Raw genomic sequence first — 18,168 nt, 5'->3', positions numbered from 1 at the left:
ATGGCCGCAGCCGTCGAGCTTGAGGGCGTCAACGTCACCTTCGGCGACTTCGTCGCGGTGCGCGACGCCAACCTCACCATCGAGCCGGGCGAGTTCTTCTCCTTCCTCGGCCCCTCCGGCTGCGGCAAGACCACGCTCCTGCGCACCATCTCCGGCTTCATCGAGCCGACCCGCGGCACGGTGCGCATCGGCGGGGCGGACATGAAGGGTATCGGGCCGAACAAGCGGCCGACCGCCCTCATCTTCCAGAACCTCGCTCTGTTCCCGATGATGACGGTCGCCGAGAACATCGGCTACGGCCTGCGCGTGCGCGGCGTGCCGCGCCACGAGCGGGATGAGAAGGTCAAGAACCTGCTCATCCAGATCGCGCTGCCCGAGCACGGCCACAAGCTGGTCTCCGAGCTCTCCGGTGGCCAGAAGCAGCGCGTCGCCATCGCCCGCGCGCTGGCGGTGGAGCCGTCCGTGCTGCTGCTCGACGAGCCGCTGTCCGCCCTCGACCTGAAGCTCAGACAGCACATGCGCGCGGAGCTGCGCGCCATCCAGAAGCGGGTGGGCATCACCTTCATCTACATCACCCACGACCAGGGCGAAGCCCTGACCATGTCGGACCGCATCGCGGTGATGAATGCCGGGGTGATCGAGCAGGTCGGTGGCGGGCGCTCCGTCTATGCCGAGCCGCGCACCCCCTTCGTCGCCTCCTTCGTCGGCGAGAACAACCGCATTCGAGGTCGCATTTCCGGTGTCGAAGGTGACATCGCCAAGATCGACACGCCGCTCGGCATGTTGAGCGCCCGCAACCCGGTCGGCCTCGCAGCCGGCGAGGAGGCGCTGCTCTTCGTGCGGCCGGAGGCGCTGGCGCTGATGCCGAAGGACACCCCCAATGGCGCCACGGTCGGCTTCGACGGCGAGGCCATCGACGTCGCCTATGAGGGCAGCGTTACCCATGTCACGCTTCGCGCGCGCACCGGCCAGAAGCTCACCGCCACCCTCGCCGGAAGCGCGCTACCGGCGAGCGGCGAGACCTTGCATATCGGCTTCAAGCCGCAGGACGGCCTGCTGCTCGCACGGCCGGCGACGCCATGAAAAGTATCCATGTCATGCTGCTGCTGCCCTGCGTGGTGGTGCTGGGCTTCTGGCTGATCGCGCGCTTCGACCGCATGAACGCTTCGACGCGCCGGCTCACCTTCTTCCAGCGCAACGGCCTCGGCGTCGGCATCTACCTCATCGTCGCGGTCGGCTTCTGGGCGGTCTTCGTCATTGTCCTGCCGATGATCTACATGGTCGAGCTGTCGTTCCGGCCGAAACTGCCACTGTCGCAGATGGGCGGGCCGAAGGATGTCTACACGCTGGAGAACTACCGCTACTTCCTGTTCGGCTCGACCACCTCGACCGCGGAATGGAACTGGCTGCACATCAAGGCGTTCGGCGTCACCATCCTCGCCAGTATATTGATAACGCTTGCGAACTTTGCGATCTGCTATCCGCTCGCCTACCACATGGCACAATCTGCGAAGCCGGATCGGTTGCGCATATTGCTGCTGCTGCTCATCATCCCCTATTGGGTCAACGACATATTGCGCGCCTTCGCCTTCCGGGTGCTGCTCTCCTCCGGCGGCATCATCAACCAGATGCTGATGGGCCTCGGCTTTGTGTCCGAGCCGGTCGATTTCCTCGGCGCCGATATCGGTCTCTATATGGGCCTCAGCTACGCCTACCTGCTGCTGATGATCTTCCCGCTCTACAATGCGATCGAGAGCCTCGACAAAAACCAGATCGAGGCGGCCCGCGACCTCGGCGCGCCCTGGTGGCATATCCACGCCTTCATCGTCATGCCGCACGCCAAGCCAGGCATCGCCTCGGGCTGCACGCTGGTCTTCATGCTGTGTACCGGCGCGGTCGCCACCCCGATGGTGCTCGGCGGCCCGCGCTCGCTGTGGTTTACCCCCATCGTCTATGACCGCTTCTACCAGCTCTTCAACTGGCCGCAGGGCGCCGCCTACGCCTTCCTGCTGCTGCTCGCCTGCATCGTCTTCGTGCTGACCGTGCTGCGCATCTCGGGGCTGAAGCTCGGGGAGATCACGCGATGACGTCGAGCCCGTTCCAGCGCGCCATGTTCGCCGTCTATGTGGCCGCCTTCTTCCTCTACCTGCTCGGCCCGCTGGCAGTGATGGGCATCTCCGCCTTCAACACGCCGGAATACCCGCAGGTCTGGCCGATCGAGGGGCTCACCCTCTCCTGGTTCGGCGCGCTGCTCGCCGATGCCGACATGATGCACGGGCTGCGCACCAGCCTGCTGATCGGCACGCTCGTGGTGCTGATCGCCGTTCCGGTCGGCCTCGCCGGCGCCATCGTCATGACGCAGATCAGCCGGACGGCGCGCTCGTTCTACTATCTGGTGGTGGTCTCGCCGGTGCTCACCCCCGGCATCATTATCGGCATCTCCACCGTGGTGTTCTGGCGCGAGCTGACCACCGTCACCGGCATGCGCTTCATGTATGACGGCATCGTGCTCACCGTGCTCGGCCAATCGAGCTTCATCTCGGCCTATTGCATGCTGATCATCCTCGCCCGGCTGCAGCGCTTCGACCGCGCGCAGGAGGAGGCAGCACTGGACCTCGGGGCATCCTATCCGCAGGTCTTCTTCCACATATTGCTGCCCTACCTGAAGCCGGCGCTGTTCTCGGCGGCGGTGCTGGCCTTCCTGTCCTCCTTCGAGAACTACAACACCACCACCTTCGCCATCCTCTCCGACAAGACGCTGACCACCGTGCTCGCGGGCCGGGTGCGACAGGGCTCGACCCCGTCGATCAGCGCGCTCGCCACCGCCATCGTGGTCCTCACCATCGTCGGCGCCGTCGCCTACGAACTGGCGAAGCGGCGTGACGACCGGCGCGCCGGGGCGCGCCGCAAGGAGGCACTGAAGGCGGAGGAAACCGAGCTCGCCTTGAGCCCCGCCGAATGACGACGTCTCTCCCGTCAACGCAAGGAACCGCGCATGTCTCCCCCCGTGGATGAGGTCGCCAGCGACCAGAAGCTTCCCGCCAGCGCAGATGTCGTGGTGGTTGGCGGCGGGATCATCGGCGTCAGCGCCGCCTACTATCTCGCGAAGCGGGGGCACTCGGTCGTCGTCGTCGAGAAGGGTCGCATCGCCGGCGAGCAGTCCAGCCGCAACTGGGGCTGGTGCCGCCAGCAGGGGAGGGCCATGCCGGAGATGCCGCTCGCCATGGCGAGCCTGGAGCTGTGGGGTGGGCTCGATGCCGAACTCGGCGCCGATACCGGTTTCCGCCGCACCGGGATGATGGTGGTCACCAAGGACCCTGCCGAGGTGGCGCAGTGGGAGCAGATGCTTGAGGCGAAGCGGGCTTTCCAGACGCGAGGCCGCATCCTCACCGGTGCCGAGGTCCAGGAGATGATCCCGGCCACCACGGATCGCTGGCTCGCGGGCCTCTATTCGCCGATCGACGGCCTCGCCGAGCCCTCGAAAGCCGCTCCCGCCATCGCCGAGGGGGCGCGGCGCCTCGGCGCCACGCTGCTGCAGAACTGCGCGGTGCGTGGCTGGGAGACCAGCGCCGGCGCCGTCTCGGCGGTGGTGACGGAGCGCGGCGCGATCAAGACCAATGCTGTGCTGTGCGCCGGCGGCGCCTGGACGTCGATGCTGCTCCGGCGCCACGGCATCAGCCTGCCGCAGGCCGGCGTATTCGCCACCGCCTGCCGAACCGAACCGGCCCCGCATGTCATCGACGGCGGCGTCGGCAGCCCCGGCTTTTCCTTCCGCCGCCGTCAGGACGGCGGCTATACCGTCGCGATGCGCGGGCGCGGCCGGGTGGATCTCACGCCTCAGGGCATCCGCTACGCGAGGCATTTCCTGCCGCTGCTGATCAAACGTGGCAAGACGCTGACGCTCGGCATCGGCCGCTCCTTCGTCGAGGGGCCGGAGACGATGGCGCAGTGGTCGCTCGATTCCACCTCGCCATTCGAGAAGACGCGGGTGCTCGACCCCGCACCCGATATGAAGCTCGCCGAGACGACGATGGCGCAGTTCCGCGCCGCCTATCCCGTGCTGAAGGGCCTGCGCATCGCGCAGGCCTGGGGCGGTCTTATCGACTCGACGCCGGACGCGGTGCCGGTAATCTCGGCGGTCGACCGGGCGCCTGGGTGCTATATCGCGACCGGCTTCAGCGGCCACGGTTTCGGCCTGGGCCCCGCCGCCGGCCGGCTCGCGGCCGACGTCGTGACCGGCGCTCCGACCCTCGTCGATCCGGCACCGTACCGCCTTTCGCGCTTCTTCGACGGGACGCAGCACGAGGCGACCGTCTGGGTCTGATCGCGGCGATCGCGCTGATGCCATACCGATGAACCGCCAGGGCGGCGGGAGCCGACGTCCATCGAGCCGAAGCGCCGCCTTTCAGATAGGGCTGGCGTTCCGTGATTTGCGGCCTTTCGACCTGAGCAGCGGTGTCTTGCTCCCGCTGGGAGGCACTGTCTTTGACGCCGCCGATCAAAATCGCGCGCACGAACTCGTCAGCCGGGCCGAGGGCAAGGGCGCCCTGAACGCCCTTGAGCGCCCCTTGGGACGTGGGCCCGGCGCCCTGTCGCGCCTGCATTCCCGCGATCCTATGAATACGTACGTACGAACTCAGTGATGTGCTGCACTGCTCGATAAGTACTGTTGACCTATTTCGCTGTCTCTGGTGACAAAGAAGCAAGCTGACAGGAGATATCGCTCGGCGTATATTGCCTTTTAGATAGTCGCGGTACGTCCGTGATTTGTATTTCTTGGGCGCGTCCAATCGCGACGGATATCTCCTCGAGCAGGTCGTTCGGGAGGAATGGCGATGACGGTCCGGAATCCTGTTGAATGGGGCTTCGATCAGATCAGGCAGACCTTCGGTGCTGTCAAATCGGTGGAGCATGCTTTCCATTACCCTGCGGAAGAAGTGGGCCTGGTGGTTCCCCAGGTGCGGCGGATCACCGTCGCCGATCTCAAGGATGTGCTGATACGGGGATTCAGCGACTTCGGTGCTTATCGGACAGATGTGATCTTCATCTGCCTGATCTACCCGCTGGCCGGCCTATTGATCGGGGCCGCGACGCTCGGCAACGGCCTCCTGCCCTTGCTGTTCCCGCTGATCTCCGGCTTCGCGCTGATCGGCCCATTCGCCGCCGCCGGGCTCTATGAGATGAGCCGGCGCCGCGAGCAGGGCCGATCGGTCACCTGGGCCGACGCCTTCGGCGTGTTCAGTTCGCCTTCGCTCGCCGCCATCATCGAACTCGGCCTGCTGCTGGTCGGCATCTTCCTGCTCTGGCTGCTCGTGGCGATGGGGATCTATCTGATGACGATGGGCCCCTACGTGCCGGAATCGGCAGCGGCCTTCATCACCGCGGTCTTCACCACCGGGCCGGGCTGGGCGCTGATCGTGATCGGCGTCGGGGTCGGCTTCCTGTTCGCGGTGGCCGTGCTCGCCATAAGCGCCGTGTCCTTCCCGCTGCTGCTCGATCATCGGGTCGGCGTGTCGGTCGCGGTGCGCACCTCGGTCCGCGCCTTCATGGTCAATCCGGTGCCCATGCTCGCCTGGGGTCTCATCGTCGCCGGCGGGCTGGTGCTGGGCTCCATTCCGCTGCTGGTCGGCCTCGTCGTGGTCATGCCGGTGCTCGGTCATGCCACGTGGCATCTCTATCGCAAGGTCGTCCAATAGGAACGAACAGTAACGCGGATCGCGGATCGAGCGGCGGCCAAGGATATATGTGATGCACGTCGTCCTGGTTCTTGTTCTGGTGGCCGTCGGCTCCGTGCTGTTTCACTTTCTGAGCCCGTGGTGGTGGACGCCGATCGCGTCGAATTGGCAATATATCGACGACACCATCATCATCACCTTCTGGATCACCGGCGTCGTGTTCGTCGCCGTGCTACTGTTCATGGCCTATTGCGTCTGGCGCTTCCGCCACCGCGAGGGTCATCAGGCCGCTTTCGAGCCGGAGAACCGCAGGCTCGAAAGCGGCCTCACCATCATCACCGGCGTCGGGGTCGCGGCGATGCTGGCGCCCGGCCTGTTCGTCTGGAACCATTTCATCACCGTTCCGCCGGACGCCTCGGCGATCGAGATCGTCGGCCAGCAATGGCAATGGAGCTTCCGGCTGCCGGGCAAGGACGGCAAGCTCGGCAAGACCAGCGTCGACAGCATTGCCGACGACAATCCCCTCGGGCTGGACAAGAACGATCCCGACGGCCGGGACGATGTCGTGCTGCAGGGCGAGGATCTGCATCTGCCGATAGGCAAGCCGATCAAGGTGGTGCTGCGCTCCACCGACGTGCTGCATGATTTCTACGTGCCGGAGTTCCGGGCCAAGATGGACATATTGCCGGGCTCCAGCACCTATTTCTGGCTCACCCCGACACGCACCGGCACGTTCGACATCCTCTGCGCGGAGCTTTGCGGCACCGGCCATCCCTATATGCGCGGATCGGTCGTGGTCGAGGAGCAGGTTGCCTATGACGCCTGGCTGGACGGCCAGCAGAGGCGGATGCTCGCGCAGCAGGACGGAACGAAGGGCGAAGTCAAGGCGCAACAATAGGCAAGGAGAGCTTGCCGAGGGAGGGTGCCGATGGTCGATGTTCCGCTTGGCGCGGCCGGCGTGCCGCCAGCCGAAGTCGAAGATGTCGAGCTCTACCATCCGAAGAGCTGGCTGACGCATTATGTGTTCAGCCAGGACGCCAAGATTATCGCCGTACAATATTCCGTCACCGCGCTGTCGATCGGTCTGGTCGCGCTGATGCTGTCCTGGCTGATGCGATTGCAGTTGGCATTCCCCGGCGCGCTCTCCTTCATCGACGCCGATGCCTATTACCAGCTCATCACCATGCACGGCATGATGATGGTGGTCTATGTGCTGACCGCGCTGTTCCTCGGCGGCTTCGGCAATTACCTGATCCCCTTGATGCTCGGCGCGCGGGATATGGTGTTTCCCTATGCCAACATGCTGAGCTTCTGGTTCTATCTGCTGGCGGTCGTGGTGCTGTTCGCCAGCTTCGCGGTGCCGGGCGGGCCGACCGGCGCGGGCTGGACGCTCTATCCACCTCAGGCGATCACCGCCGGTACGCCGGGCCTCGCCTGGGGCATCATCATGATGCTCGTCTCGCTGATGATCTTCATCGTCGGCTTCACCATGGGCGGCCTCAACTACGTGGTCACCGTGCTGCAGGGCCGCACCCGCGGCATGACGCTGATGCGCATGCCGCTCACCGTGTGGGGCATCTTCACCGCCAGCGTGATGGCGCTGCTCGCCTTTCCCGCCCTGTTCGTCGGCTGCGTGATGATGCTGTTCGACCGGCTGCTCGGCACCAGCTTCTTCATGCCGGAGATCATCGAGCAGGGAACGCGCCTGCCTTATGGCGGCGGCAGCCCGATCCTGTTCCAGCATCTGTTCTGGTTCTTCGGCCACCCCGAGGTTTACATCGTGGCGCTGCCGGCATTCGGCATCGTCTCCGACCTCATCAGCGTCCATGCCCGGCGCAACATCTTCGGCTACCGGATGATGGTATGGGCGATCGTGGCAATCGGCGCGCTCAGTTTCGTGGTGTGGGCGCACCACATGTATGTCAGCGGCATGAATCCCTATTTCGGATTCTTCTTCGCGACGACCACCCTGATCATCGCGATACCGACCGCGATCAAGGTCTATAACTGGGTGCTGACGCTCTGGCGCGGCGACATCCACCTCACCGTGCCCATGCTGTTCGCGCTTGCCTTTATCGTCACCTTCGTCAATGGCGGGCTGACGGGGCTGTTCCTCGGAAATGTGGTGGTGGACGTACCGCTGTCCGATACCATGTTCGTCGTCGCCCATTTCCACATGGTGATGGGCGTGGCGCCGATCCTGGTGATCTTCGGCGCCATCTATCACTGGTATCCGAAGGTGACCGGGCGGCTGCTCAGCGTGCCGCTCGGACAGTTCCACTTCTGGGTCACCTTCCTCGGCGCCTATCTGATCTTCTTCCCGATGCACTATCTCGGGCTGATGGGCGTGCCGCGGCGCTATTACGAGATGGGCGAGATCGCGATCTATCCGCAGTCGGCGCACGACCTGAACATCTTCATCACGGTGATGGCGCTGCTGGTCGGCGCCGCGCAGCTCGCCTTCGTGTTCAACCTGATCTGGAGCCTGCGCCACGGACGCGAGGCCGGCGGCAATCCGTGGCGCGCCTGCTCGCTCGAATGGCAGACCCCGGTGACGCCGCCGCCGCACGGCAATTTCGGCAAGGAACTGCCGATCGTCTATCGCTGGGCCTATGACTACCACGTCCCCGGCGCGCCGGAGGACTTCATTCCGCAGAACCAGCCGCCGCTGGCCGGCGAGATGGCGAGCCGGACGCCATGATCATCGTCGTCGCCTTCCTCGCCATCGTCATCGGCATCGCCGCCTGGTGGCTGTCGACGCAGCGGATCATGTCCAAGCCCTGGCTTGAGATCGGTGTCATCGACGAGCCGCCGGGCGCGCGTCCGCTGCCGACGGCGAAGATCGGGCTCGGCGTCTTCCTCGCGGTTGCCGGCGTGCTGTTCGCGCTTTCCATTAGCGCCTATTCGATGCGGCTGCAGGCCGCCGACTGGTGGCCGCTCCCGGTGCCGCGGCTGCTCTGGTTCAACACCGGTCTGCTCATCCTCGCCAGCGCCGCGCTGGAATGGACCAAGGCGCAATCCCGCCATGCGAACCTCGATGCCGTGCGCTTCGGGCTGATCAGTGCCGGCGTCCTCACACTCGCCTTCGTCATCGGCCAGCTTGTGGTCTGGCGCGAACTGGTGGGGGAGGGCTATTTTCTCGCCTCCAATCCCGCCAATGCCTTCTTCTATCTGATGACCGGACTGCACGGGCTGCACGTGCTGGGCGGGCTCGTCGCGCTGGCGCGTGTCACGTCTCGCGCGTTCAGCGCCGATGAGGTCGGCGGCGAGCGGGGCGGGCTGCGGCTCGGCCTCGAGCTATGCGCCATCTACTGGCATTTCCTGCTCGTCGTGTGGCTGGTCCTGTTTGCGCTGATCGCCGGCTGGGCCGGCGATTTCATCGAGATCTGTCGTCAAGCGTTGAGCTGAAGATGTTCTGAGCCGAAGGAGCGATCGATGGCGCAAATCTCGCTGAGGAACGAGGCGGACGAGGTCCGGCAATCCTCCGGCCTTGCCAGCATCGCCGCCGATCTCTCGTCGGACCAGCGGGCGTTCAAGAACGTCTCCTGGGGGAAGGCCATGATGTGGATCTTCCTCCTGAGCGACACCTTCGTCTTCAGTTGCTTCCTGATCTCCTACATGACGGCGCGCATGTCGACGACGGTGCCCTGGCCCAATCCCAGCGAGGTGTTCGCGCTGGAGATCGGCGGCACGTCCTTCCCGCTGCTCCTGATCGCTATCATGACCTTCGTGCTGATCAGCAGCAGCGGCACCATGGCGATGGCGGTGAACTATGGCTACCGGCGCGACCGCGTCACCACCGCCGTGCTCATGCTGGTGACGGCGGTGCTGGGTGCCGCCTTCGTCGGCATGCAGGCCTTCGAATGGACCAAGCTGATCCATGAAGGTGTCCGGCCATGGGAGAATCCGTGGGGTGCCGCGCAGTTCGGCTCCAGCTTCTTCATGATCACCGGCTTCCACGGCACGCATGTCACCTTCGGCGTGATCTTCCTCATCGCCATTGCGCGCAAGGTGCTGCGCGGAGATTTCGACGAAGGAAGGCGCGGCTTCTTCACCAGCCGGAAGGGAAGTTACGAATCCGTCGAGATCATGGGCCTCTACTGGCACTTCGTCGATCTGGTCTGGGTTTTCATCTTCGCCTTCTTCTATCTGTGGTGAGCAAAATGACCCACGTTGCGACCCATGACACCGCGCAGCACCCGATCCGGCTTTATTTCGTGGTGTGGGGCTGGCTGTTCGTGCTCAGCACCTGTTCCTACCTGGTCGATTATTTCCATCTGCAGGGGCATCTCAGATATTCGCTGATCCTGTTGTTCATGATGCTCAAAGCGGGGCTGATCGTCGCCGTCTTCATGCACATGGCCTGGGAGCGGCTGACGCTGGTCTATGCCATCCTGCTGCCGATCGGCGCGGTGCTGGTCTTCGTCGCCATCATGGTACTGGAATCGGACTACACGCTGCTGAGCCGCACCGTTCATCCGGGTCTGTTGTGAGCGGCTGGTGAGATCGGGTTGAACTGGCCGCCTTCACCGACGATTTTCATGCGAGTTGGAACGTCGGGGCCATGCCATGGGCCAGTCAGCGCAGCGCTATCTCGTCTTCGAAACGGCTGGCGGTTATTGCGGAATCGCCTGGAGCGATGCCGGCATCACCCGTTTCCAACTGCCGACGCACAGCGCCGCGGCGACTGAGCGCAATCTGCTGCGGCGCGTGCCGGAGGCCGTACCTGGTACGCCTCGCGTCGAGATCGATGAGGTGGTCGCCGCAGTGAAGCGCTATTTCGCCGGCGAGGCGGTCGATTTTTCGCACGTCGCGCTCGACCTCGGCGATCAGGACGCGTTTTTCCGGCAGATCTACGACGTTGCACGGCAGGTCGGCTGGGGCGAGACCACGACCTATGGCACGCTGGCGAAGCAGCTCGGCGCCGGACCAGAAGCGGCGCGCGATGTCGGGCAGGCCATGGCGAAGAATCCGGTGGCGCTGCTTATCCCCTGCCACCGCGTGCTTGCCGCCGGCGGCAAGGTCGGCGGCTTCTCCGCCCCGGGCGGCTCCGCCGCCAAGATCCGCATGCTGGAGCTGGAGGGCGTCCATCTCGGCCCGCTGCCACCGGAGCAGCAGTCTTTCGGGTTCTGAACAATACGGATTGGGGAATCGGCGGTGACATCCTTCGAACGGTTGTCCGCCGCGGCGTTGCTTCTTGCGCACATACCGCGCCCCTTCTAAGTCAGCGCCCGAACGGATGGCGATGCGAAATGGGGAGCTGGCCGATGACCCGAGCGTGGCTGGGCCTTGACGTCGGAACGTCCGCGACGAAGGCCGTCGTCGTCGGCGACGACGGGGCTGTCGTGGCCGAGGCCGACGCTTCCTATCCGATGCTGCATCCGCGTCCCGGCTTTGCCGAACAGTCGCCCGATAGCTGGTGGGGTGCGGTCGACACCTGCGTCCGGTCACTCCACGCCGAGGCGCCGCAGGCGTTGGCGCGGCTCGCCGGCATCGGTCTCTCCGGCCAGATGCACAGCGCGGTGCTGCTGGGCGCCGATGATCGCCCGTTGCGTGACGCCATATTGTGGTGCGACGGGCGCAGCAGCGAGGAGGCGCAGCGCCTGCATCGGGAGCATCCCCGGCTTGCCGAGCAGGTGGGCGTCATGCCGATGCCGGGTTTCACCGGGCCGATGATCGCCTGGGTCCGGGCGAACGAGCCGGAGCTTTTCGAGCGCGTCCGGCATTTTCTCCTGCCGAAGGACTACATCCGGCTGCGCCTGACCGGCGAGATCATCACTGACTGCTCGGATGCGTCCGGCACCTGGATGCTCGACGAGGTGACGCGCAACTGGTCGCAGCCGGCGATGGACGCCGTCGGGGTGAGGCGGGAACAGCTTGCGGCGCTGGTGGAAGGATCGGAACCGGCGGGCCGCTTGCGCGACGCGGTCGCCGACGCATGGGGAGTGCCACGCAACATCGTCGTCGCCGGCGGTGGCGGAGACGCGGCCGCCGGCGGCGTCGGGATCGGTTCGATCGCGGAGGGCAGCGCTTTCCTCTCGCTGGGAACCTCCGGCCAGGTGTTCGTGCCCACCTCCACCTATCGCCCGGCGATCGACACACTCGTCCACGCCTTCTGCCACGCTTTGCCGGATCTCTGGATCGCCATGGGCTGCATGCTGACCGGCGCCTCGGCATTCGACTGGTTCGCGCGCGCCGTCGGTCAGAACGTCGCGGCCCTGGACCAGGCCATCGCGATCGCGGGCGGGGAGGCGGGCGAGGGACCCATTTTCCTCCCCTATCTTGCCGGGGAAAGGACGCCGCACAACAACCCCGATGCGCGCGGCGTGTTCTTCGGCCTCGATGCGCGGTGCGACGCCACCACCATGGGCCGCGCGGTGATGGAAGGCGTCGCCTTCGCCGCCGCCGATTGCCGGGACGCCATCGCGCGCACCGGCCTCAGGATCGAAGGCCTCGATCTGATCGGAGGCGGTGCGCAAAGCCGAGCCTGGCCGCAGATACTGGCCGACGTGCTGGATTGCCCGATCCGGCTGCTGCAAGGGGCGAACAAGGGCCCGGCCTATGGCGCCGCTACCCTCGCCCGGCTCGCGGCGACCGGCGAGAAGCCGGGCGAGATTTGCCGCCGCCCGCCGCTCGCGCGGGAGTTCCAGCCGCGCCCGGTTTTCGCCGAGCGTGCTGCGGAGCGCCATATGCGTTTCCGACGGATCTACCGGTCGTTGGAGCCCTGTTTCGGCGCGTGGTGAACCAGGTCGGCGTTCGCTCACCGCGTGCCGGTGCGCCGTTCGGCGAACGGCACGGAGGGGATGCCGATCCGCGCCAGCAGCGCGTCGGCGGTGCGGCTGCGATAGCGCTCGCGGTGGCGCAGCACGTGGAACTCGCGCTCGGGCAGGCTGAAGGCGACCTGCTTCAAAAGTCCGGCCTCGACGCTGGGGGCGGCGACCGATGCCGAGAGGGCGGTGGCGCCCATGCCGGCCTCGACGGCGGCACGCACGGCCTCGTTCGAGGGCAGCTCGAGTATCACTTTCAGCGGCGGCGCGTCCGGGCTTTCCTGGCGCATCGCCTCCTCAAACACCGAACGCGTGCCGGAGCCGGGCTCGCGCAGCACCCATTCGCCGGCCAGAAGCTCGGCGACGGTGAGCCCGCTCCGTTCGGCCCAGGGATGGTCCGGCGCGACGACGATGATGAGCTGGTCGCGCCCCACCGGCACGCTGTCGAAATGCTCGTTCTCGACGGCACCCTCGACGAAGCCGAGTTCGGCGATTCCGCTCTCCACCGCTTGCGCGACCTGCGCGGTGTTGCCCACCGTAAGGCGGATGCTGATCTGCGGATGCGCCCGGCGGAACGCCACCAGATGGCGCGGCAGCCAGTAGCTGGCGATGGTCTGGCTCGCCTGCACGGTCAGCGTGCCCCGCTGCAGGGTGCCGAACTCGCTGAGCGCGAGCTCCGCGCGCTCGGCCCGCGCCAGCACGGCGCGCGCCTCGGCGAGGAAGGCGTGGCCCGCCTCGGTCAGCTCGATATGGCGGCCGACGCGGTCGAACAGCTTGGTGTCGTAGCGCGTCTCCAGCGCTGCGATGGCGTGGCTCGCCGCCGACTGCGCGAGGTTGAGCGCGCGGGCGGCCTGGGTGACGTGCTGGCGTTCGGCGACGGCGACGAAGATGCGAAGCTGTTCGAGGGTCATGTCCGGCGCCGGGCGAAAGGGAAGATGACTATATCCCCGGCTAAACGCCGTGGAAAAGCGGCTTCTCGCCTGCCTCAGGCGCGGCCGTAGTAGAGCGTGACCGTGTGCTTCGCCTCGGCGAAGAACAGCCAGCGCTCGACCAGCAAGCCGAGGAACTGGCAGAGCGCCGCCAGCACGGCGCAGGCCGCGCCGATGATCCCGGCTTCGGCGGCGAGGCCCGGGAGTAGCAGAAGCGTTGGCAGCGCGAACGCCGCGAAGAGCACGAGCGCGCGCAGCCGGTCGCGATGCTTGCGGGCGACGCGGTAGCCCATCTCCTTGAGTAGGTAGTTCTCCTCGGTGTGCGGCCATTCGATCGAGCGCACCGTGCCGCCCGCGAGTCCCGTCGCCGAGTTGATTGTCGCGGGCATGGCGAGCCGGTCATCATGCCGCCAGGTCGCGATCTTCCACGCGCCGGCGAGGAGGGTGAGGACGAGCGCTGCGAGGTTCGCGATGGGGGCCGGCTGACCAGTGGCGGCGAGCACGGCGGCGAGCAGGGTGGTGCCGCTGGCGGCGGCGTAGACGAGATAGCCCGGCAGGGTGAACGGGCTGTGCCACTGCGCGATCGGCTTGAGCGAGGCATAGATCATCGCCGTGCAGCACACGGTGAGCGCGGCGCAGAGCGCGACGGCAATCCCACTCAGCGCCACCCAGCCGTCGGTGCGCCCGAGCACCACCCAGCCGAGCCCAAGCAGCACGGCCGGCAGGAAGGTCGCGACCGCTGCCACGCCTTCGCGCGAGAGCCAGGAGCTGCGCCACTGCGAGAAGGCACGCCAAGCGCGCTCCGGCCGGCCAAGATGGCCGGTGGAAGAGAGGAGGCCGGTCGAGATCAGCCCGAGGGCGAGGACGAGGCCGACGAGGCCGAGCCAGAAATCGGCCGGGGCCACGCCGAAGCCGGCGATGAGCCCGAGCGCGGCGAGCAGGCCGTAGCCCGCGCCGGTCGCCGTGGTGAAGAAGATGACGGAATAGGCAGGATGCATGATCTGTCTCGACCAGTCTCTATCGCGACAGCACGCGGTCGACCCAGCCGAGGAAGCCACCGTCCGGCGCCACGTCCTCCAGCGGCGCCGCCGCGATGGAGGGCGCGCGCTCGGTGCGGGCGCGAGGCGGCAGATAGCGGTTGGTCGGCCGGTAGCCGAGCTCCGGCATCAGCGCGACGCCCTCGCGCTCCTCGACGAGGCGTGAGACCGGCGAGGTCGGATCGCCGAGATCGCCGAAATGCCGTGCTCCAGTCGGGCAGGCGGCGACGCAGGCCGGCACGCGGTCCTCCTCGCGCAGGTTCTCGTTGTAGATGCGGTCGACGCAGAGCGTGCACTTCTTCATCACGCCGACGATGGCGTCGAATTCGCGTGCGCCATAGGGGCAGGCCCAACTGCACAGCTTGCAGCCGATGCACTTGTCCTCGTCGACCAGTACGATCCCGTCGGACGCACGCTTGTACGAGGCCCCCGTCGGGCAGACGGTGACGCAGGCCGGCTCCGCGCAGTGCAGGCAGGAGCGTGGGAAATGCACGGTGCGTCCCGCGCCGCCGCACGTGTGCTCATAGGTGTGCACGCGGTTGAACCACACGCCGTCCACCGTGCCGCCATAGGGATCGGTGTCGGTGAGCGGGGCCATGTGGCCGCCGGTGTTCCACTCCTTGCAGGAGGTGACGCAGGCCTGGCAGCCGACGCAGGTGTCGAGGTCGATGACGAGGCCGAGGCTCTTCTCGGTGGCGGCGGGCAGCGAGGTCACGACACGCCCTCCGCGTCTGCCCCGTGCCGGACCTTGAAGCCGGCGCCGAAGCTCAGCACATCGGGCGGTGGCGCGACGTTCGGCGGCGGCGTCAGGCGCTCGAAGCGCGGCTCGGTGAGGCCGCAGTCCGCCGTCGCGCATTTGCGCAGCCGCACGCGCAGATCGAACCACGCGGCCTGTCCGGTGACCGGGTCGGAGTTGGAGTAGCGCTTGCCGCGCTCGTCGGGGGGCAGCAGGTCGCCAATGGCGTGGTTCAAGAGGAAGCCGCGATTGTGCTCGCCGGCGTCCTCCTTCAGCCCCCATGCGCCGTTGCGCTTGCCGATGGCGTTCCAGGTCCACACCGTGTTCGGCTCGACCCCGTCGACGACGCGGACCTGCCCCTTCACACGGCCGTTGACGCTCTCGATCCACACCCAGTCGTCATCCGCGAGCTGGAGGCTGGCGGCGAGTGGCCGGCCGACGAACAGCCGGTTCTGGCTGGTGATCTGGCGCAGCCACGCATTCTGCGAACCCCAGGAATGGTACATGTGCATCGGCCGCTGGGTGATGGCGTGCAGCGGAAAGGCGTCGGTATCGACCAGCGCCTGCTCGAAGGGCGGATACCAGATCGGCAGCGGATCGAAATGGTCGCGGATGCGCGCCCGCTCGGCGTCCGGCGGTTGCACGGCCCCATGCCCCTCGGCGGAGAGGCGGAAACGCTGCAGCGGCTCGGAATAGAGCTGGAAGACGACCGGCTCCGCCTTTGGCAGGAAGCCCATCTCCACGGCGAAATCGAGATAGGCACGGTTCGCCATCTTGTAATAGCGCTCGCCAGGCGCGAGCTCATGGTGCCAGAAGCCACCATTCTCGATGTAGCGGTCGAGCTGGCCTGCGTTCGGCGTGCCGCGCCCCGAAGCGCCCCCGTTCTCGCCACGCCAGCCGGCGAGCGGGCCGATGCCCGGCATGCGCTCGTGGTTGACGATGTAGTCGGCATAGTCACGATATTTCGCGCTGCCGTCCTCGTTGACGAAGCCGGGCAACTCAAGCTTCGCGCCGAGCTCGATCAGCACGCTCTGGAACGGGCGCACGTCGCGGTCCGGCTGCACCACCGGATGGCGGATCGCGTCGCCGGGGCCGTCGGCATGGCTGATCGGCCGGTCGAGCAGGCTGATGCAGTCGTGCCGTTCCAGATAGGTGGTGTCCGGCAGCACGAGATCGGCATAGGCCACCGTCTCGGAATAATAGGCATCGGAATAGATGATGTAGGGGATCTTGTAGTTGCCCGCCGCGTCCGTGTCGGTGAGCATCGCCATGGTCTCGGACGTGTTCATCGACGAGTTCCAGGCCATGTTCGCCATGTACATCATCAGCGTGTCGATGGGGTAGGGATCGCCCTTCCACGCGTTGCGGATGACGGTGTGCATCATGCCGTGGGCGGCGAGCGGCGCCTCCCAGGAATAGGCCTTGTCGATGCGCACGGGATTGCCGGCCTCGTCGACCAGCAGGTCCTCCGGCGCGGTGACGAAGCCGAGCGGCATGCCCGATAGCGGCGTCATCGGCCTGCCGCCATCCTTGCCGGCGGGCTTCGGGCCGGGCGGGCAGGGCTTGGGGAAGGGCGGCTTGAAGCGCCAGCCGCCGGGCACGTCCACCGTGCCGAGCAGCGTCTGCAGCATGTGGATCGCCCGGCAGGTATGGAAGCCGTTCGAATGGGCGGAGATGCCGCGCATGGCATGCATGGCGATCGGCCGTCCGCGCATCGTCTCCTGGCGGCGCCCGGCCGTGTCGGTCCAGGCGACCGGCAGCTCGATCGCCTGCTCGAAGGCGACATGGGCGAGTTCGGCGGCGATCCGGCGGATGGTATCTGCCGGCACGCCGCATCGCTCCGCCACCGCTTCCGGCGCGTATTGCTTGTCGAGATAGCGCTGCGCCAACAAGTGGAAGGACGGCACGCAGCGCCGGCCATTCACCTCGTAGCTGCCGGCGAGAGCCGGTGCGATCTCGGCATCATCTGCGGGGTGGGCCGCATTCGCGGTCTTGTCCCACGCCAGCGGCTTCCCATCGCCGTCGCGCAGGAACAGTCCGTGGTCGGCCGCGCCGGGGTCCTCGATCACCAGCCATGAAGCGTTGGTGTAGCGGGCGAGATAGGGGACATCGATCTTGCCGGCGCGCAGCAATTCGTGGATCAGCGCCATCACGAACAGCCCGTCCGTGCCAGGTCGGATGCCGATCCACTCGTCGGCGATGGCGTTGTAGCCGGTGCGGCACGGATTGACCGAGACGAACTTCGCGCCGCGCGACTTCAGCTTGCCGAGGCCGATCTTGATCGGATTGGAATCGTGGTCCTCGGCGACGCCGAACAGCAGGAAATATTTCGCGTTTTCCCAGTCCGGCTCGCCGAATTCCCAGAACGCGCCGCCGACCGTGTAGAGCCCGCCAGCGGCCATGTTCACCGAGCAGAAGCCGCCATGCGCGGCGAAGTTCGGCGTGCCGAATTTCGAGGCCCACCAGCCGGTCAGCGACTGCGACTGGTCGCGCCCGGTGAAGAAGGCGAGCTTCTTCGGATCGGTGCGGCGGATGTTGTCGAGACGCGCGGTGGCGATCTGCATCGCCTCGTCCCACTCGATCTCGCGAAACTCGCCCGAGCCGCGCGGGCCGGTGCGCAGCAGCGGCTTCTTCAGACGGGCGGGGCTGTAGTGCTGCATGATGCCGGCGCTGCCCTTGCCGCACAGCACGCCGCGATTGACCGGATGGTCCTTGTTCCCGTTGATGTAGCGCACCTTGCCGTCGCGCAGATGCACATCGATTCCGCAGCGACAGGCACACATGTAACAGGTGGTCTTCGCTACCGTGTCGCCGATCTTCGGCGAGGTCTCGACACCGTCGCCCTCGATCGGCGCGTGCGGGTGCGGAAGGGATCGCTGGGTAGGCGCGCTGTTGGCGCCCCGGGCGGTCGCGGTGCTCATAACGTCAGCATGACGCAGCATCTTACAATCGGTCTAATATATGATTCAGATTAAGATGATCGAATGGCGCGATAGGTCGATCCGGATCGCCTATCGCGCGATG

General features: G+C 66.4%; 16 protein-coding genes. 12 read left to right on the top strand and 4 right to left on the bottom strand.

Annotated features, from left to right (window positions below):
- The 12 genes from U742_RS0118395 to xylB form a co-directional block, all read left to right on the top strand.
- On the top strand, positions 1-1,083 hold a 1,083-nt coding region (locus U742_RS0118395), incomplete at its 5' end, for an ABC transporter ATP-binding protein (RefSeq protein ID WP_029355680.1).
- Complete coding sequence (locus U742_RS0118390) at positions 1,080-2,087, top strand: ABC transporter permease (RefSeq protein ID WP_156034268.1); 1,008 nt, start codon at positions 1,080-1,082, stop codon at positions 2,085-2,087. The genes U742_RS0118395 and U742_RS0118390, both read left to right, overlap by 4 nt.
- Positions 2,084-2,962 (top strand): ABC transporter permease, encoded by an 879-nt coding sequence (locus U742_RS0118385; protein ID WP_029355675.1) that lies wholly within the window; start codon positions 2,084-2,086, stop codon positions 2,960-2,962. Before U742_RS0118390 ends, U742_RS0118385 begins: the two co-directional genes overlap by 4 nt.
- 33 nt (positions 2,963-2,995) lie before the next feature.
- The gene (locus tag U742_RS0118380) at positions 2,996-4,324 is read left to right on the top strand and encodes an NAD(P)/FAD-dependent oxidoreductase (RefSeq protein WP_029355673.1); all 1,329 of its coding nucleotides are present in this window, start codon (positions 2,996-2,998) and stop codon (positions 4,322-4,324) included.
- A 511-nt stretch (positions 4,325-4,835) separates the two neighbouring features.
- Entirely contained in the window at positions 4,836-5,696 is an 861-nt protein-coding gene (locus U742_RS0118375) for a DUF2189 domain-containing protein (RefSeq protein ID WP_029355671.1), read from the top strand.
- Positions 5,697-5,748: 52 nt separating this feature from the next.
- Positions 5,749-6,573: a cytochrome c oxidase subunit II gene (locus U742_RS0118370; protein WP_029355669.1), complete on the top strand. Its 825-nt coding sequence runs from the start codon at positions 5,749-5,751 to the stop codon at positions 6,571-6,573.
- Positions 6,574-6,603: 30 nt separating this feature from the next.
- On the top strand, positions 6,604-8,376 hold the full coding sequence (locus tag U742_RS0118365) for a cbb3-type cytochrome c oxidase subunit I (protein ID WP_029355666.1): 1,773 nt from the start codon (positions 6,604-6,606) through the stop codon (positions 8,374-8,376).
- Positions 8,373-9,083 (top strand): cytochrome c oxidase subunit 3, encoded by a 711-nt coding sequence (locus tag U742_RS0118360; protein ID WP_029355664.1) that lies wholly within the window; start codon positions 8,373-8,375, stop codon positions 9,081-9,083. The genes U742_RS0118365 and U742_RS0118360 overlap by 4 nt, the downstream gene beginning before the upstream one ends.
- A 27-nt stretch (positions 9,084-9,110) precedes the next feature.
- Entirely contained in the window at positions 9,111-9,833 is a 723-nt protein-coding gene (locus U742_RS0118355) for a heme-copper oxidase subunit III family protein (protein ID WP_029355662.1), read from the top strand.
- 5 nt (positions 9,834-9,838) lie between these two features.
- The gene (locus U742_RS0118350; RefSeq protein ID WP_029355660.1) at positions 9,839-10,168 is read left to right on the top strand and encodes a cytochrome C oxidase subunit IV family protein; all 330 of its coding nucleotides are present in this window, start codon (positions 9,839-9,841) and stop codon (positions 10,166-10,168) included.
- A 76-nt stretch (positions 10,169-10,244) separates the two neighbouring features.
- Complete coding sequence (locus U742_RS0118345; protein WP_029355658.1) at positions 10,245-10,808, top strand: methylated-DNA--[protein]-cysteine S-methyltransferase; 564 nt, start codon at positions 10,245-10,247, stop codon at positions 10,806-10,808.
- 134 nt (positions 10,809-10,942) lie between these two features.
- The gene (gene xylB / locus U742_RS0118340; RefSeq protein ID WP_029355656.1) at positions 10,943-12,418 is read left to right on the top strand and encodes a xylulokinase; all 1,476 of its coding nucleotides are present in this window, start codon (positions 10,943-10,945) and stop codon (positions 12,416-12,418) included.
- A gap of 17 nt (positions 12,419-12,435) precedes the next feature.
- On the opposite strand, the gene U742_RS0118335 is transcribed toward xylB, so the two are convergent.
- The 4 genes from U742_RS0118335 to U742_RS0118320 all read right to left on the bottom strand — a co-directional run bounded on the left by U742_RS0118335 (position 12,436) and on the right by U742_RS0118320 (position 18,086).
- Positions 12,436-13,353 (bottom strand): LysR family transcriptional regulator, encoded by a 918-nt coding sequence (locus U742_RS0118335; RefSeq protein WP_051661316.1) that lies wholly within the window; start codon positions 13,351-13,353, stop codon positions 12,436-12,438.
- 74 nt (positions 13,354-13,427) lie between these two features.
- Positions 13,428-14,369 (bottom strand): dimethyl sulfoxide reductase anchor subunit family protein, encoded by a 942-nt coding sequence (locus U742_RS0118330; protein WP_029355651.1) that lies wholly within the window; start codon positions 14,367-14,369, stop codon positions 13,428-13,430.
- A 19-nt stretch (positions 14,370-14,388) separates the two neighbouring features.
- The gene (locus tag U742_RS0118325) at positions 14,389-15,123 is read right to left on the bottom strand and encodes a 4Fe-4S dicluster domain-containing protein (protein ID WP_029355649.1); all 735 of its coding nucleotides are present in this window, start codon (positions 15,121-15,123) and stop codon (positions 14,389-14,391) included.
- Positions 15,120-18,086: a molybdopterin oxidoreductase family protein gene (locus tag U742_RS0118320; protein WP_248310416.1), complete on the bottom strand. Its 2,967-nt coding sequence runs from the start codon at positions 18,084-18,086 to the stop codon at positions 15,120-15,122. Before U742_RS0118320 ends, U742_RS0118325 begins: the two co-directional genes overlap by 4 nt.
- Positions 18,087-18,168 lie beyond the last annotated feature (82 nt).

The sequence above is a fragment of the Allobosea sp. 117 genome (assembly GCF_000702305.1).
Classification (GTDB): Bacteria; Pseudomonadota; Alphaproteobacteria; order Rhizobiales; family Xanthobacteraceae; genus Ancylobacter.
This window is presented reverse-complemented; position numbering and strand designations above follow the sequence as displayed.

Bases quoted from the DNA above. Each gene is read 5' to 3' on its own strand.
- U742_RS0118320 (WP_248310416.1), bottom strand. From the start codon at position 18,086: ATGCTGCGTCATGCTGACGTTATGAGCACCGCGACCGCCCGGGGCGCC.
- xylB (WP_029355656.1), top strand. From the start codon at position 10,943: ATGACCCGAGCGTGGCTGGGCCTTGACGTCGGAACGTCCGCGACGAAG.
- U742_RS0118360 (WP_029355664.1), top strand. From the start codon at position 8,373: ATGATCATCGTCGTCGCCTTCCTCGCCATCGTCATCGGCATCGCCGCC.
- U742_RS0118335 (WP_051661316.1), bottom strand. From the start codon at position 13,353: ATGACCCTCGAACAGCTTCGCATCTTCGTCGCCGTCGCCGAACGCCAG.
- U742_RS0118345 (WP_029355658.1), top strand. From the start codon at position 10,245: ATGGGCCAGTCAGCGCAGCGCTATCTCGTCTTCGAAACGGCTGGCGGT.
- U742_RS0118350 (WP_029355660.1), top strand. From the start codon at position 9,839: ATGACCCACGTTGCGACCCATGACACCGCGCAGCACCCGATCCGGCTT.
- U742_RS0118365 (WP_029355666.1), top strand. From the start codon at position 6,604: ATGGTCGATGTTCCGCTTGGCGCGGCCGGCGTGCCGCCAGCCGAAGTC.
- U742_RS0118390 (WP_156034268.1), top strand. From the start codon at position 1,080: ATGAAAAGTATCCATGTCATGCTGCTGCTGCCCTGCGTGGTGGTGCTG.
- U742_RS0118385 (WP_029355675.1), top strand. From the start codon at position 2,084: ATGACGTCGAGCCCGTTCCAGCGCGCCATGTTCGCCGTCTATGTGGCC.
- U742_RS0118380 (WP_029355673.1), top strand. From the start codon at position 2,996: ATGTCTCCCCCCGTGGATGAGGTCGCCAGCGACCAGAAGCTTCCCGCC.
- U742_RS0118370 (WP_029355669.1), top strand. From the start codon at position 5,749: ATGCACGTCGTCCTGGTTCTTGTTCTGGTGGCCGTCGGCTCCGTGCTG.
- U742_RS0118375 (WP_029355671.1), top strand. From the start codon at position 4,836: ATGACGGTCCGGAATCCTGTTGAATGGGGCTTCGATCAGATCAGGCAG.
- U742_RS0118355 (WP_029355662.1), top strand. From the start codon at position 9,111: ATGGCGCAAATCTCGCTGAGGAACGAGGCGGACGAGGTCCGGCAATCC.
- U742_RS0118330 (WP_029355651.1), bottom strand. From the start codon at position 14,369: ATGCATCCTGCCTATTCCGTCATCTTCTTCACCACGGCGACCGGCGCG.